15 protein-coding genes are annotated in these 14,692 nt (G+C 70.8%); 8 read left to right on the top strand and 7 right to left on the bottom strand.

Translation table 11 applies throughout. The annotated features are described in order from the left end of the window. Positions 1-108: 108 nt before the first annotated feature. From AB5J87_RS10970 to AB5J87_RS10950, 5 genes are all read left to right on the top strand, one after another. Positions 109-1,353: an Ig-like domain-containing protein gene (locus AB5J87_RS10970; protein WP_369376209.1), complete on the top strand. Its 1,245-nt coding sequence runs from the start codon at positions 109-111 to the stop codon at positions 1,351-1,353. Positions 1,354-1,438: 85 nt separating this feature from the next. After that, a complete protein-coding gene (locus AB5J87_RS10965) occupies positions 1,439-2,206 on the top strand; it encodes an enoyl-CoA hydratase/isomerase family protein (protein ID WP_369376208.1) in 768 nt (255 codons plus the stop codon). Between the two features lie 253 nt (positions 2,207-2,459). Then, entirely contained in the window at positions 2,460-2,963 is a 504-nt protein-coding gene (locus AB5J87_RS10960) for an ATP-binding protein (protein ID WP_369376206.1), read from the top strand. A gap of 435 nt (positions 2,964-3,398) precedes the next feature. After that, positions 3,399-4,205 carry a polysaccharide deacetylase family protein gene (locus AB5J87_RS10955; RefSeq protein ID WP_369383466.1) on the top strand — a complete coding sequence of 269 codons (807 nt, stop codon included), beginning with the start codon at positions 3,399-3,401 and terminating at the stop codon, positions 4,203-4,205. Then, positions 4,205-5,386 carry a YncE family protein gene (locus AB5J87_RS10950; protein WP_369376205.1) on the top strand — a complete coding sequence of 394 codons (1,182 nt, stop codon included), beginning with the start codon at positions 4,205-4,207 and terminating at the stop codon, positions 5,384-5,386. The genes AB5J87_RS10955 and AB5J87_RS10950 overlap by 1 nt, the downstream gene beginning before the upstream one ends. A gap of 59 nt (positions 5,387-5,445) precedes the next feature. Here AB5J87_RS10950 and AB5J87_RS10945 read toward each other — a convergent pair whose 3' ends face one another. Next, entirely contained in the window at positions 5,446-6,636 is a 1,191-nt protein-coding gene (locus AB5J87_RS10945; protein ID WP_369376203.1) for a cytochrome P450, read from the bottom strand. Further along, a complete protein-coding gene (locus AB5J87_RS10940; RefSeq protein WP_369376201.1) occupies positions 6,633-7,352 on the bottom strand; it encodes a tRNA-dependent cyclodipeptide synthase in 720 nt (239 codons plus the stop codon). The genes AB5J87_RS10945 and AB5J87_RS10940 overlap by 4 nt, the downstream gene beginning before the upstream one ends. A gap of 369 nt (positions 7,353-7,721) precedes the next feature. Between AB5J87_RS10940 and AB5J87_RS10935 the strand changes: the two genes are divergently transcribed. Beyond that, positions 7,722-7,934: an EF-hand domain-containing protein gene (locus AB5J87_RS10935; RefSeq protein WP_369376200.1), complete on the top strand. Its 213-nt coding sequence runs from the start codon at positions 7,722-7,724 to the stop codon at positions 7,932-7,934. Between the two features lie 221 nt (positions 7,935-8,155). Continuing rightward, on the top strand, positions 8,156-8,722 hold the full coding sequence (locus AB5J87_RS10930; RefSeq protein ID WP_369376199.1) for an HIT family protein: 567 nt from the start codon (positions 8,156-8,158) through the stop codon (positions 8,720-8,722). Positions 8,723-8,776: 54 nt separating this feature from the next. Here AB5J87_RS10930 and AB5J87_RS10925 read toward each other — a convergent pair whose 3' ends face one another. From AB5J87_RS10925 to AB5J87_RS10910, 4 genes are read right to left on the bottom strand one after another with little or no spacing between them, the layout of a single operon-like run. Next, positions 8,777-9,544 (bottom strand): hypothetical protein, encoded by a 768-nt coding sequence (locus tag AB5J87_RS10925; protein WP_369376198.1) that lies wholly within the window; start codon positions 9,542-9,544, stop codon positions 8,777-8,779. Positions 9,545-9,603: 59 nt separating this feature from the next. Next, positions 9,604-10,704 carry a thiamine-phosphate kinase gene (gene thiL / locus AB5J87_RS10920; protein WP_369376197.1) on the bottom strand — a complete coding sequence of 367 codons (1,101 nt, stop codon included), beginning with the start codon at positions 10,702-10,704 and terminating at the stop codon, positions 9,604-9,606. After that, the gene (locus AB5J87_RS10915) at positions 10,701-11,366 is read right to left on the bottom strand and encodes a d(CMP) kinase (RefSeq protein WP_369376196.1); all 666 of its coding nucleotides are present in this window, start codon (positions 11,364-11,366) and stop codon (positions 10,701-10,703) included. The genes thiL and AB5J87_RS10915 overlap by 4 nt, the downstream gene beginning before the upstream one ends. Beyond that, positions 11,359-12,063 (bottom strand): HIT family protein, encoded by a 705-nt coding sequence (locus AB5J87_RS10910; protein ID WP_369376194.1) that lies wholly within the window; start codon positions 12,061-12,063, stop codon positions 11,359-11,361. The genes AB5J87_RS10915 and AB5J87_RS10910 overlap by 8 nt, the downstream gene beginning before the upstream one ends. 302 nt (positions 12,064-12,365) lie before the next feature. Here AB5J87_RS10910 and AB5J87_RS10905 point away from each other — a divergent pair, with 302 nt between their 5' ends. Continuing rightward, the gene (locus AB5J87_RS10905; protein ID WP_369383464.1) at positions 12,366-13,079 is read left to right on the top strand and encodes an NADPH-dependent F420 reductase; all 714 of its coding nucleotides are present in this window, start codon (positions 12,366-12,368) and stop codon (positions 13,077-13,079) included. Between the two features lie 135 nt (positions 13,080-13,214). On the opposite strand, the gene AB5J87_RS10900 is transcribed toward AB5J87_RS10905, so the two are convergent. After that, a complete protein-coding gene (locus AB5J87_RS10900) occupies positions 13,215-14,585 on the bottom strand; it encodes an L-serine ammonia-lyase (RefSeq protein WP_369376193.1) in 1,371 nt (456 codons plus the stop codon). Positions 14,586-14,692: the final 107 nt, after the last annotated feature.

Raw genomic sequence — 14,692 nt, 5'->3', positions numbered from 1 at the left:
TCCGGTGTGATTACCTAAGCAACCGTGTGCGCGCGAGGACGCGCGCGGGGGTGAAGGACCAGTGCGGGCCGTGGCGTGAACCAGGCCGTGCGAGGGGAGAGAACAGTCGTGAACGGGCAGCACATATCGGGGGCTCCGGACAGGGCGGCGGGACGGCGGCGCGGCAAGCGCGGCCTGCTGGCTCTGCCGCTGGGGGCGCTGCTTCTGCTCGCCACCGCGTGCGGTGGCGGGGACGACTCCGCCGGCGGTGACGGCAAGGCGGCCGGCAAGGCGGCCGAGGACACCAAGGCGTCGGCCGCGGTGGTGACCGTGGCGCCCAAGGACGGCGCCAGCGACGTGGCGACCAGCGGCGCGCTGAAGATATCCGCCGCGCAGGGCAGGCTCACCGCGGTGGCCGTCGCGGACACCAAGGGCAACGCGGTGGCCGGCAAGATATCCGCCGACGGCGCGGGCTGGACGCCGGACCAGCACCTGGCATCGGCCACCAAGTACAAGGTCCACGCCGTCGCCAAGGACGAGCAGGGCCGGGAGTCCGCCAAGGACACCGTGTTCACCACGCTGGTCCCGAAGAACACCTTCATCGGCCAGTACACCCCGGAGGACGGCTCCACCGTCGGCGTCGGCATGCCGGTCTCCATCAACTTCAGCCGCGGCATCACCGACCCGGGGGCCGTCGAGAAGGCCATCAAGGTCACGGCCGAGCCGTCGGTGCCGGTCGAGGGCCACTGGTTCGGCAACGACCGCCTGGACTTCCGCCCCGAGAAGTACTGGGCGCCCGGCACCAAGGTGACCGTCAAGTTCAACCTCGACGGCGTCGAGGGCCGCCCCGGCGTCTACGGCAAGCAGACCCGTACGGTGAAGTTCACCGTCGGCCGCTCCCAGGTCTCCACGGTGGACGCGGCGGCGCACACCATGACCGTCGTGCGCGACGACAAGGTCCTCAAGACGATCCCGATCAGCGCGGGTTCCCCGGCGAACACCACGTACAACGGCCAGATGGTCATCAGCGAGAAGTACGAGGTGACCCGGATGAACGGCGCCACCGTGGGCTTCGGCGGCGAGTACGACATCAAGGACGTGCCGCACGCGATGCGCCTGTCCAGCTCCGGCACCTTCATCCACGGCAACTACTGGGGCGACCCCTCGGTGTTCGGCAACAGCAACACCAGCCACGGCTGCGTGGGGCTGCGGGACGCGCGCGGCGCGGGCGACCCCTCGACCCCGGCGGCCTGGTTCTACAACGGCTCGATCATCGGTGACGTGGTCGTCGTGAAGAACTCCAAGGACAAGCAGATCCAGCCCGACAACGGGCTCAACGGCTGGAACATGCCCTGGTCGGAGTGGACCAAGTAGCGCGCGGGCGCCCGCGCGCGGCGGACCCGGTGCTGTGACACACGGCACCGGGTCCGTTGCCGTTAACGCGCACTAACCTGGCGCCATGACTGTGACCCTCGAAGTCTCCGAAGGCGTCGGCACCCTCCGCCTGGACCGCCCCCCGATGAACGCCCTGGACATCGCGATCCAGGACCGGCTGCGCGAGCTCGCCGAGGAGGCGACCCGCCGCGCCGACGTACGGGCCGTGGTGCTCTACGGAGGTGAGAAGGTGTTCGCGGCGGGCGCGGACATCAAGGAGATGCAGGAGATGGACCACACCGCGATGGTGCTCCGCTCCCGCGCCCTCCAGGAGTCGTTCACCGCCGTCGCCCGCATCCCCAAGCCCGTCGTCGCCGCCGTCACCGGCTACGCGCTGGGCGGCGGCTGTGAACTCGCGCTCTGCGCCGACTTCCGGATCGCCGCCGACAACGCCAAGCTCGGCCAGCCCGAGATCCTGCTCGGCCTGATCCCCGGCGCGGGCGGCACCCAGCGGCTGTCCCGGCTGATCGGCCCGTCCCGGGCCAAGGACCTCATCTTCACCGGCCGCATGGTCAGGGCCGACGAGGCGCTGACGCTGGGCCTGGTGGACCGGGTGGTCGCGGCGGACCAGGTGTACGAGCAGGCGCACGCGTGGGCGGCGAAGCTCGCGCAGGGCCCGGCGCTGGCCCTGCGCGCCGCCAAGGAGTGCGTGGACGCGGGCTTGGAGGCGGACATCGAGACCGGCCTCGCGATCGAACGGAACTGGTTCGCGGGGCTGTTCGCGACCGAGGACCGCGAGCGCGGCATGCGCAGCTTCGTCGAGGAGGGCCCGGGCAAGGCCAAGTTCCTCTGACCCGTACGGGGTTGGCGGCCGGGCGTACACCCTGCGGGTGGATTAGCCTGGCCTTAAAGGAACCTTAAGTACGACGGCGTGTGAACCGTTGGTGATCAGTCCGTTGCGGCCCGTCATCGCAGCTCGTGGGCGGTTTGCCCGAGATCCACTGCCGTCGGCATATGCTGAGCGGGACCCCCGGAACCTCTGGTTCCGGGGGCCGTTTTCCCTCGGAACGGCCCCGCGGGGCGCTCCGGGAAGCCATGATGGGTCCATGGCGGGGCTGGAGGGCGTGGAGGAACCGCGGCAGCGCGCAGGCGCGACCGCGGCGCGGTGGACACCGGCCGTGGAGGACGAACGGGCGCTCCAGGCAATGGAGTTGTTCGGAAACCCGACGGAGTCGGAGGTGCGGCTGCCGTCCCGCCCGGAGTCCGCGGCGACGGCGCGACGGCTCACCCAGTGCGTGATACTGCGGCACTGGTCGCTCTCCCCGGCCCTCGCCGAACAGGCGATCCTGCTCGTCTCCGAACTCGTCGGCAACGCGGTCCGGCACACCGGTGCCCGCGCCTTCGGGCTGCGGATGCTGCGGCGCCGGGGGTGGATCCGGATCGAGGTGCGCGACCCCTCGCGGGGGCTGCCGTGCCTGATGCCGGTCCACGAGATGGACACCAGTGGCCGCGGGCTCTTCCTCGTCGACAAGCTCTCCGACCGCTGGGGCGTGGATCTGCTGCCGCGCGGCAAGACGACCTGGTTCGAGATGAGAGTCGCCGACCGCTAGGGCCGCCGGGCGCGGGCTCGGGGCGGCGGGGCGCAGTCGGGCCCCGGATGCGCCGAAGCCCCCGGGTCTGCCGGATGCGGCGGATCTGCGGGGGCCTCTGCGGAGCGCCGCCGTGGATCGAAGGGGGTGTGATCCACGGCGACAGAAGACGACCGGGCTCGGGTCAATGAGGGGTCGTGTCTCCGACTATGGCAGACGGGGGGCCTTCACGCCAAAAGTCCTTACTCGGATAAACGTCCACATATCGCCACAGTTTAGCTGTGAATCGTAGGTGAGGTAGAGCACTCACCTTTCAAATGGTGAATAACTATCGAACTGCATGAGTGATTCATCGAACCGGCCGCTGTCCGGCACGGCGCGTCCCCGACGACGCAAAGGTCCTCAATTGGTTCAATCATTACCTTCCGCTCCCAACCCGACTTAAATGTCCATGTGCTGAATCCAACGCCCCGTGGGGTCGACCGCCGCAGTGCACTGCGCGCCGGGGCGGGGGCGGCCGTCGCCGGAGCCCTCGCGACCGGCTGCGCCGAGAGCGGCGGGAGCACCGCGCCGCCCGCCACCACCGCGCGCTCCGCCACCCCCGCCGCCTCCGCCCGGCCCGGCACCGCCCGCACCGCCCCCGCGCCGCGCGCCTTCCCCGGACAGCCCGCCCAGATCGCCGGCGGACCGCGCGACCGGCCCCGGGTCGCCCTCACCTTCCACGGCCAGGGCGACCCCCGGCAGGCCACCGCCCTCCTCGCCGAGGCCGAGCGGGCCGGGGCCCGTGTCACCGTGCTGGCCGTCGGCAGCTGGCTCGACGAGCACCCGGGGATGGCCCGGCGCGTCCTCGACGGCGGCCACGACCTCGGCAACCACACCCAGCGCCACATCGACATCGGCGCGCTGCCGGAGGCGGAGGCGTACGCCGAGATCACCGGCTGCGCGGACCGGCTGCGCCGGCTCACCGGCTCGATCGGGAGCTGGTTCCGCCCCTCCCGTGCCCAGTACGCGACGCCGCTCGTTCAGAGACTGGCCCGGCGGGCGGGGTACCCGCACGTCCTGTCGTACGACGTCGATTCGCTCGACTTCACCTCGCCCGGCGCCTCGGCCGTGACCCGCAATGTCACCGGGCGGATCCGCAACGGATCCGTGGTGAGTCTGCACTTCGGCTACGCGGACACGGTCGCCGCGCTGCCGGTCCTCCTCGCCGAACTCGACCGCCGCGGACTGCGCGCGGTGACCACCACGGAGTTGCTGACCTGATGCTGACCGCCACCAAGAGGACCGCCGGGCTGCTCTGCGGCCTCCTTCTCGCCGCGCTCGCCGGCTGCGGCTCGCCCACGGACGGGGGCGGGACCGAGGCCATGGGCACCAAACCCGCCGCGCCCCCGGCGCCCAGGAAGGCCGTGCCGCAGGGGCTGCCCGGGATGCCGCCGGTCCTGGACCCCAAGGACGCCTACGCCGCGGACCGCCCGAACGCCCTCCAGCCCGCCGTGAAGCACTTCCTCGAACGCGTCTACGTCCCCAACACCAACTCCAACACGGTGTCGGTGATCGACCCCAAGACGTACAAGGTCATCGAGACCATCCCGGTCGGGCACCAGCCCCAGCACGTGGTGCCGTCCTGGGACATGAAGACGCTCTGGGTCAACAACGACCTGGGCGACAGCCTCACCGCCATCGACCCGGCCACCGGCAAGACCGGCCGGACCGTGGAGGTCTCCGACCCGTACAACCTCTACTTCACGCCCAACGGCAAGTACGCGGTCGTGATGGCGTCGATGGACCGGGAGCTGGTCTTCCGCGAGCCCGTCAACATGAACCGGGTCAAGACCGTTCCCGTGCACTGCGCCGGCGTCAACCACGCCGACTTCTCCATGGACGGGCGCTACTTCATCGTCTCCTGCGAGTTCTCCGGCGAACTGCTCAAGGTCGACACGGAGAAGATGCAGGTCATCGCCCACCAGAAGCTGCCGTTCGACGGGGCGATGCCGCAGGACGTCAAGATGTCCCCGGACGGCAAGACGTTCTACGTCGCCGACATGATGGCCCACGGCATGTGGGTCCTGGACGGCGACCGGTTCAGCACCCCGACCCTGCTGCCCACCGGCAAGGGCTGCCACGGCCTGTACATCAGCCGGGACTCCAAGGAGATGTACATCTCCAACCGGGGCGAGGGCACCATCTCCATCTTCGACTTCACCAAGAACAAGCTGACCAAGAAGTGGCAGCTGCCCGACGGCGGCAGCCCCGACATGGGCGGCGTCTCCGCCGACGGCAAGGTCCTGTGGCTGTCCGGGCGTTACAACTCCGAGGTGTACGCCATCGACACCACCACCGGACGGCAGATCGCCCGCATCCCGGTCGGCTCCGGCCCGCACGGCCTCGCGGTCTACCCGCAGCCCGGCCGCTACTCGCTGGGGCACACCGGCATCTTCCGCTGAACCGTCCCGGACGCACGCACGGCCGCCCCCGCGGGACCTCCCGCGGGGGCGGCCGTGTCTCACCAGAGCACCGGCAGCCGTTCCGGCAGCCGCTTGATGAACCCGGTGCGCCACACCAGCTGCTCCGGCGGGACCGCGAGCCGCAGCCCCGGCAGCCGCTCCACCAGCGCGGTCAGCGCGATCTCCGCGTGCGCCCGGCCGAGCCCGGTGGCCGGGCAGAAGTGCCGGCCCGCGCCGAACGACAGATGCGGATTGACCTCCCGGTCCAGATCGAGGCGGTCGGGGTCGGCGAAGACCTCCGGGTCGAAGTTGGCGCCCTCGACCAGGACGAGGACCAGCTCGCCCCGGCGCACCAGCACCTCGCCGACCCGGACGTCCTCGGTCGCCAGCCGGGGCAGTCCGTCACCGATCGACAGGTTCCAGCGCAGCAGTTCGTCCACCGCCCGGCCCATCCGCTCCGGGTGCTCGCGCAGATACCCGATCAGCTCGGGCCGCTGGAGCAGCGCCAGCACCGCGAGGACCAGGAACGCGGAGGTGGACACCGCGCCCGCGCCGAAGAGCGAGACCGCGACCGTCGCCAGCATCTCGTCGGTGAGGTGCGCGGACTCCTCCTCCGCGCGCAGCTCGGCGAGCCGGCCGAGCAGCCCCGAGCGCTGTTCCTCGGGCGCGTTGAGCCGGTCGACCATGTAGCCGAGGTCCTTGTACCAGTTGAGGCGGGAGCCCTCGAAGGCGTGCGGGCTGGTCATGAACGCGATGTCCAGGCCCGCCATCAGCCGCCGCCAGTCCGCGAACGGCACCCCGACGACCTTGCAGTGCAGCGCCGCCGAGAAGGGGTCGGCGAACCCCGCCCGAAAGTCCGCCGGCGGCCCCTCGGCCAGCAGGCCGTCGATCAACGCGTCCGCCCGCCCGCGCAGCCACTCCCGCAGCCCGTCGGTGCGCGGGTTGAGCGCCTTCATCACGGCGCCGCGCAGCCCCGCGCTGTTGATGTTCCCCATGTTGTTGACGACCTCGGGCGGGATCGTCAGCGCGTACTGGCGCGGCGCGCCCGGGGCCGCGGTGTCCTTGAGGCTGAACCGGTCGTCCTCCAGGACCCGTTTGGCCAGTGCGTAACTGCTCACCAGCCAGGCGGAGTCGCCGGTCAGGGTGCGCACCCGGGCGACCGGCTCCGCGGCGCGCAGCGCGGCGCACTCCGCGGGCAGCACGTCCCCGCGCCGGTCGAGCGGGAAGTCCAGCAGCGGTCCGGCGCTCATGCGGCGACCCCTTCCGCGTCCGCCGGGTGCGGGCGGACCACCGCGTACGCCTGGTTGCGCGAGGCCCGCAGGCCGCCGCCCCTGGCGTAGAGGAGCTCGGTCAGCGGGATCAGCGAGTGGTAGCAGGAGACCGACGAGGGGACTCCCAGGATGCCCGGGGTGTCCAGGAAGAACGGCAGCTCGGCGGCGATGTAGTCGAGACAGGCGGCCGTCTGCGCCTCGCCGGGCCGGGCGCCCCCGGACTTCCCGGCCAGGAACGCCCCGGCCATGTCCTCGCAGCCGGTGCGGAACTCCCCGTCGGTGGCGAGGAAGTGGCGGACCCGGCGGTGCAGCAGGTCGTACACCTGGTTCCCGGCGAACTCCGACAGCGCGTGCACCCCGACCTGGAGGTCCGGCCGGGCGGCCTCCTCGACGCCCCGCACGATCCTCCTGCGGACCGCCTTGAGCTCCTTGGCGGCGCGGCGCCGCGCGTGTGCGTCGTCGTAGCCGAGCGTCGCGAACATCCGGTCCACATGGAGGTCGGCGTAGACCAGGTCGACCCGGTCGAAGCGGGTGGCGGCCCAGCGGACCAGACCGGCGATGCGGTCGGCGCTGAAGTAGCTGTTCCCGGGGCTCACTCCGATGAGGACGTGATCGCCCTCGTCCCAGATGAGCCGGCAGCTGCGGGTGAAGGGCCGGACGGTGAAGGTGGTGGTTGCTTCAGTGGTGGCAGTCACTCCTGAATCGCCCCAGCGCCGCGAGTCCCTGGGAGCCCTGTGCTCCCGGTGTGGCGGCGACAGCAAGAAGTTAGCGCTCGGTGGCGGAGCGTAGGGAAGGGGGTCCCGGACTTTTGGCGGGAACTCGACGCCACGAAACGCGGACCGGAGGTTTGAGTCAACGCGGCCCGTGATCAGCGGCGCCGTCGCTCCTACCGGACGGTAGCCCGCCGCCCGCCCCCGTACGCCGCCGCGGGCACCGCGGGCCGCGCCACCCGGGCGGTCCGGGTCCCCGGGCCCGCGGCCGGGCGAACGGCCGCCGCAGCCCAGGGGGGCGCGGCCGGTTAGTCTGGCCCCCGTCAAAATCGCACCAAGATAGGGGTGGACCCAGTGGCGGACATCGAAGAGGCCCGCAAGGCGTTCGCGAAGCTCGACGTCGACGGCAACGGCGAGATCACGGCGACCGAGTACAAGCAGGTCATGGCTCAGCTGGGCGACTTCCACGTCACCGAGACCGTGGCCCAGGCCATCATCCGGGCCAAGGACGCCAACGGCGACGGCAAGCTCTCCTTCGAGGAGTTCTGGGCGTCCCTCAACAAGTGACCCCGTGCACGGCGTGCGGCCCGCGCTGACGCGGGCCGCCGACCGGCGCTCGAAACACGATCCGAAAACGTTCCCCGCATAGGTCGTCCCCGCGATTTACCCCCGAAAGGGGTGGAATCGCTGGCGTGGCGTCGGCGATTTCGCTACCGTTCTTGCACGTTACTCGACGGTGCTGCTGCCGGCCCCGAGCCTGTACGACCAAATGAAGAGGAGCCGATCAAATGCCCTTCGCGTTGTCACCCGCACCGAAAGAGGGACTGGGGCGGATCGTGCGCCGTCTCTTCGATCGGTCGGGTCCGAGCGGGGCGGAGTCCGGCGAAGCGGCCGACAACGGGCAGCCCGGGAACGGCACTTGTCTTTTCTGTGAACAGGACAACCCCGATCTCAACCGCATCATGAACGAGAACAAGACGTTCTATGCGCGCTATGACAACTTCCCGGCGGCCGAGGGGCATGTGGAAATCGTCCCGAAGCGGCATGTGGAGTCGTTCTTCCATTTGACGGCGCGCGAGCTCAAGGACGCCTACTCGCTGATCCGGTCGGCGCAGGAAAGCCTTTCGGACGAGCACCACCCCGACGGGTACACCATCGGCATCAACGAGGGCCGCGCCGCCGGGCGGACCGTCGACCATCTGCACATCCATCTGATCCCCCGGCACTTCGGGGACGTGGAGGACCCGCGCGGCGGCATCCGCAAGGCCGTGCCCAACTGCGACCCCGACGAGTGGATGCCCAAGGCCCCCGAGGCGGCGGAACCGGCCGTGGAACCGGCGGCCGGGCGGCGGTAGCGCGGCGCGCCCGTCCGGTGCCCCGGACGCGTCGGCCCTCGGGCGCGCGTCGGCTCAGATGTCGTCGAGGCCGCCGTGGCCGAGCCGTGAGCAGAGCGAATTGACCTCGTGCCAGAAGTCCGGCACGTCCAGCGCGTCGTGCCCGCTGCTCGCGTCCACGCTGATGCAGCCGCGGAAGGCACCGGCGGCGCCCCTGATCGGGCTGGCGAAGACCGCGCCGCGGTGGCTCACCCGCTGGAACTCCGGCCAGGTGAACCCCATCACGGCCGCGGCGCCGTGCGCCGTCCGGTACGCCTCGAACCTCGCCCGGTCGCTCAGGTCGGCCGCCAGCTTCGCCACGTCGACCGAGACCTCCGCGTTCCGCTGCCAGCACAGCCCGACCACCCCGACCCCCCGGGGAGGGGCGAACGAACGGGTGGCCGGGGTGCTGCCGAGCCGGTAGGTCGCCACCCGCTGGAGGCAGCCGTGCAGCGGATGGCGCAGCGACCGGCGAATGCGCCAGATGTGCAGCCCCAGGTCCTGGAGTTCGATCGCCGGGTGCGCGTGAATGCCCAGCGAGACCATTTTCCCGTAATGCGTGAGGATTTCCTGGCGGATGGCGGAGCGCCGCTCCACGCCATGCCGCCCGGAGAACGCCTGGAACGGCGTGAAGGCCCCGAAAAGTCCGATCACGCATATCAGGACGACAATGACGTAGGCGTGTTCGTCGGAGATTCCGGTCCAGAATTGTCGGTCGGGGAAATCGTACTGCCGGGCCACCATGCATATGCTGGCCGCGAGCAGCGTGAACCGGTCCAGGATCTTGGCGGTCAAGGCCCTCATCCGGCCAGTGTAGGGGCTACCGGCCGGTCTGTGACCCGGGCAATTGACGGGGTAATCCGCTAGTCCGCGGGCCGCTCCGCGACCAGAAGGCTGATGTCCGTTTTCTGATGTTTCCAGGCAACGCCGGGAAGGGGCCGCACGGCATTGTGGCGGTTGATGGATTCCGCCCGCCCGGTCTCGTCGGCCTCACCGATCACATGGAACTCCAGACCCGCGTCGGCGAAATCCGTGCGGCACTTCTCCAGCGCGCCCGGCGGCACGGTGAACGCCAGCTGGAAGTCCGCTGAGGCGCTCATCGCCAGGGCCAGCGGCTCCACGCCCATCAGCGCCGCGACCTGCTCGACGGCCGGGTCGACGGGCACCTCGTCCTCGACGACCCGGAACCCCACCCCGCTCGCCCGCATGATCTGCTCGATCGTCGCCTTCAGCCCGTCCGAGGTGTCCTGGCAGGCCGTGGCATGGCCCCGCCCGCCGAGGACGCGGCCCTCGGCGACCCGCGCCCGGGGCCGCTTCCAGCCGTCGAGCAGCCGCTTCTCCACCTCGGCCGACAGGCTCCGGGCGAAGGTGTCGCGCTTGGGGAAGTAGGCGACGGCCGCGCCCAGCAGGCCGCAGGGGCCGGTGACGCAGAGCAGGTCACCGGGGCGCGCCCCGCCGCGCATCAGCGCCCCGCCCGGCCGGCAGACGCCGAACGCCGTGGCCGACAGGATGATCCGCTCGGCGTTGCCGATGTCCCCGCCGACGTTGAGCGTGCCGCAGTCCGTGCAGCCCTGGTGGATTCCGGCGACGATCTCGCGGAACTCCGCGTCGTCCACCTCGTGGGGATAGCGGACGACGCTGAGCAGCCCGATCGGGGTGGCGCCCATGGCGGCCACATCGCTGATGTTGGCGATCGCCAGGTAGTACCCGATGTCGAATCCGGAGAGCAGGCCCATCTCGTAGAGCGCGAATTTGGGGCCGCGCACATAGTCCGAGCCCACGACCAGGGACATGGGGGTGTGGAATTCATATACCGCGCAGTCGTCCTTGGCGTCGGCGCCCGCCGTCAGTTCGACGTCGAGGCCGTCCGCGCCGACATTCCGGCCCGACTGGCCGGTCAGGAACGCGTTGACGAGCTGCTGGACCCGGGTGGGCTCGTCGGAGTGGACGGGGCCGCCGCTCATGCCGCGTACTTCCCGAGCTCGCGCAGGGTGGCTCTGCGCACCGCGTCCACCGGCAGATAGGTCGAGTCGAGGTCCAGCGAATTCGGCAGGGCCCGGATGGCGTCGCGGTTCTCCAGGTCGAGCGCGGTGGCGGGACCGACCTTGATGGAGCGGTCGGGATTGTTCCGGTACTGCGCCCGGCGCCGTTCACCGCGTACGGATTCGCTGGCCGTGAGGTAGACGTGCAGGCTCGCACCGGTCAGGAGCGAGGTGGCCACGTCGCGGCCGACGGCGACGATCTTCTGGTGCTTCTCGGCGATCGACCGGTGCAGTTCCAGGATCGCCGCCCGGCAGGCGGGGTTCTGGGCGACGGCCCTAAGGTTGCCGTCCAGCGAGGCGTGGTGGATCCGGTCGGTGATGTCCTGGCCGCGGAACAGGATCACATGGCGCTGCAGGGGGACTCCGCGGCCGTCGCGCGCGTACACCTCGGGGCGGTGGACCAGGAGCGAGCCGAGGTCGGCGGCGAGCGTCCCGGCGCTCTCGTGGTCCAGCGCGAACGCCAGGCTCCGGTAGGTGAGTCCGGTGTCCAGGAACGCCAGGCCCAGCTCCCGGGCGAGTGCGGTGGCGAGGGTGCTCTTGCCGCTGGCGGTGGGGCCGTCGATGGAGAGGGACAGTTCAGTCACGCCTGGCCTCCGGGCGGGCTCGGTCGGGGTCGGGGTCGGCCGGGGCGCCCCAGGAGGACGTCAGCGCGACGGTTTCGCGGAAGAGTTCCTTGCGGACCACGAGCGCGTAGTCCCACAGGGGGTCGGCGATGCCCACGAGGGCGCCGACCTTGGAGCGGAGGTACTGGCTGCGCAGGGGGCGCCGGGGCTGGTAGACCCGCAGGCCCGCGTCGTGCCAGCACATGAAGTACGGAATGCCGCCGAACGCGGCCAGCTGTTCCACGCCGGTCAGATCCGTGGTGCCGAGGCCGTCGGCCACGATGAGCCGGTCCAGGCGGCGGCCGTCCACGGGGAGGACGTGCCAATGGGCGTGGGAGATGCAGGCGCTGGATTGCATACCGGGCGACGAGCCGTGTTCAAGGAGGGTGAATTCACCGAAAGTTTCTCGATACATCGGTTCGAGCGTGCCGAGCATGCTTTCCAGTTCGGCGGGGAAGTCGGTGACCAGTTGGGCAAAGCTGAAATAATGGGCAACGGGAAGCAGTAACAAATGGCCGAGGGTCATGGGGGAGAGGTCGACGAGTAATCGGAAATTCTCGGTCGCACGGATCAGCCGGCTCGGCGGCTCGCCCTCGTAAATGCGCAGGAATGTGGTGTCCCGGGTTCCGGATACCTCGTCGCAGAGATCCGACCCGGTGCATTCCGCCGCACTCGGCATGGCTCACTCCCCAGTGAAGCCGATAAATATGGCGCCAATTTACTGTAGTCGATGTGGACGTGCAAGCGAGGTGCGGTAATTGGCCAAAATGCGGGTGAACATCTGGTGTGCGAGGGATCGGCATATTGATCGAAGAATCGATTCGAAGTGTGCGGACTCCGAGTGGTCGGGCAGTTGGCGGCGCCCCTCGGGGCCCGCCCGACCCCCGCCCCCGCCGGGCTCGCGTCGCCCTCTCCGGTCCTCGTCGCCCGCCCGCGGCCCCCGTCGGCGGTGGAATAACTCCCCGCACCCGTCGGTTGTCGATCACCGCGCCGCACCCGGCGCACCGCAACGCACCACACCGCAGGGGGAGTTCGATGAAGATCGGCATAATCGGCGCGGGCAACATCGGCGGCAACCTCGCCCGCCGTCTCACCGCGCTCGGGCACGAGGTGGCCATCGCCAACTCGCGCGGCCCGCACACCCTCACCGCGCTCGCCGAGGAGACCGGCGCCCGGGCCGCCGCGGTGACCGACGCCGCCGAGGGGGCCCAACTGGTCGTGGTGACCATCCCGTTCAAGAACGTCGCCGACCTGCCCGCCGGGTTCCTGGACGGCGCGGCCGAGGGGGTGGCCGTGCTGGACACCGGCAACTACTACCCCAAGGAGCGCGACGGCCGGATCGCCGAGGTCGAGGAGGGGCTGACCGAGAGCCGCTGGACCGAGCGGCGCATCGGGCACCCGGTGATCAAGGCGTTCAACGGTACGTACGCGGAGGACATCCTCGGCAGGCCGCTCCCCGAGGGCGCCCCCGGCCGGATGGCGCTGCCGGTGGCCGGGGACGACGCGGCGGCGAAGCGGCTGGTCCGCGAGCTCATCGACGAGCTGGGCTTCGACACGGTGGACGCGGGCGGGATCGACGAGTCCTGGCGGCAGCAGCCGGACACGCCGGTGTACGGGAACAAGGGCGGTGTCGAGGAGATCACCCGCGCCCTGGCGGCGGCGTCCCCGGAACGGCCGGAGGCGTTCAAGGCGTGAGGCCCGCCGCCGGGGCGCCGCCCCGGCGGCGGGCCGGGCGGGGGCCGGGTGGGGGCCGCTCGCGCGGAACGGCTCCCCGCGCTCCTCAGCGGGGCTCGGGGGCCCTCCCGGGGGCGCGCTCCGCCGTCCGGCCGCTCAGCACTCGATGATGTTGACCGCCAGACCGCCCCGCGCGGTCTCCTTGTACTTCACGGACATGTCCGCGCCGGTCTCCTTCATGGTCTTGATGACCTTGTCCAGGGAGACCTTGTGGCTGCCGTCGCCGCGCATCGCCATCTTGGCGGCGGTGACGGCCTTCACGGACGCCATGCCATTGCGCTCGATGCACGGGATCTGGACCAGGCCGCCGACCGGGTCGCAGGTCAGGCCCAGGTTGTGCTCCATGCCGATCTCCGCGGCGTTCTCCACCTGCTCCGGGGTGCCGCCGAGGACCTCGGCCAGGGCGCCCGCGGCCATCGAGCAGGCCGAGCCGACCTCGCCCTGGCAGCCGACCTCGGCGCCGGAGATCGAGGCGTTCTCCTTGAAGAGCATGCCGATGGCGCCCGCGGCCAGCAGGAAGCGGACCACGCCCTCGTCGTCGGCGCCGGGCACGAAGTTCATGTAGTAGTGCAGCACGGCCGGGATGATGCCCGCGGCGCCGTTGGTGGGCGCGGTGACGACCCGGCCGCCCGCCGCGTTCTCCTCGTTGACCGCCATCGCGTACAGCGTCGCCCACTCCATGGCGTGCGCGTCCGGGTTGCCCTCGGCGCGCAGCTGGCGGGCGGTGGTGGCGGCGCGGCGGCGGACCTTGAGGCCGCCCGGCAGGATGCCCTCGCGGGACATGCCGCGCGAGACGCACGCCTGCATGACGCGCCAGATCTCCAGCAGGCCCGCGCGGATCTCGTCCTCGGTCCGCCACGCCTTCTCGTTCTCCAGCATCAGCGCGGAGATCGACAGGCCGGTCTCGCGCGCCAGGCGCAGCAGCTCGTCACCGGTGCGGAAGGGGTACTTCAGTACGGTGTCGTCGGGCACGATCGGGTTCTCGCCCGCGACCGCGTCCTCGTCGACGACGAAGCCGCCGCCGACCGAGTAGTACGTCTTCTCCAGGACCAGGGCGCCCTCGCTGTCGTACGCGAAGATCGTCATCCCGTTGGCGTGGTAGGGCAGCGCCTTGCGGCGGTGCAGGACGAGGTCCTCGTCGAAGTCGAAGGGGATCTCGTGGGCCCCGAGCAGGTTGATCCGCCCGTCCGCCTTGATCCGCTCCACCTGCTCGTCGGCGCTCTCCACGTCGACCGTGCGGGGCGAGTTGCCCTCCAGGCCCAGCAGGACCGCCTTGGGGGTGCCGTGGCCGTGGCCGGTGGCGCCCAGCGAGCCGTACAGCTCGGCCCGTATCGAGGCGGTGTGGGCCAGCAGGCCCTCGTTCTTCAGACGGCGCGCGAACATCCGGGCAGCGCGCATCGGGCCGACCGTGTGGGAGCTGGACGGGCCGATGCCGATCGAGAACAGGTCGAAGACCGAGATGGCCACGGGAGGACTCCTAGGTGGGGGTAGACGCCGTTGTCTGCCGGGGTGGTGCAGAGCGAGCAGGTCGAGCGGGCGGTGCAAGGGTTCGGGGCACCGTGCTCACTGTCCAG

This window comes from Streptomyces sp. cg36, assembly GCF_041080675.1.
Taxonomy (GTDB): domain Bacteria; phylum Actinomycetota; class Actinomycetes; order Streptomycetales; family Streptomycetaceae; genus Streptomyces.
Note: the sequence above shows the minus strand (reverse complement) of the source record. Positions and strands in the feature narration are given on the sequence as shown.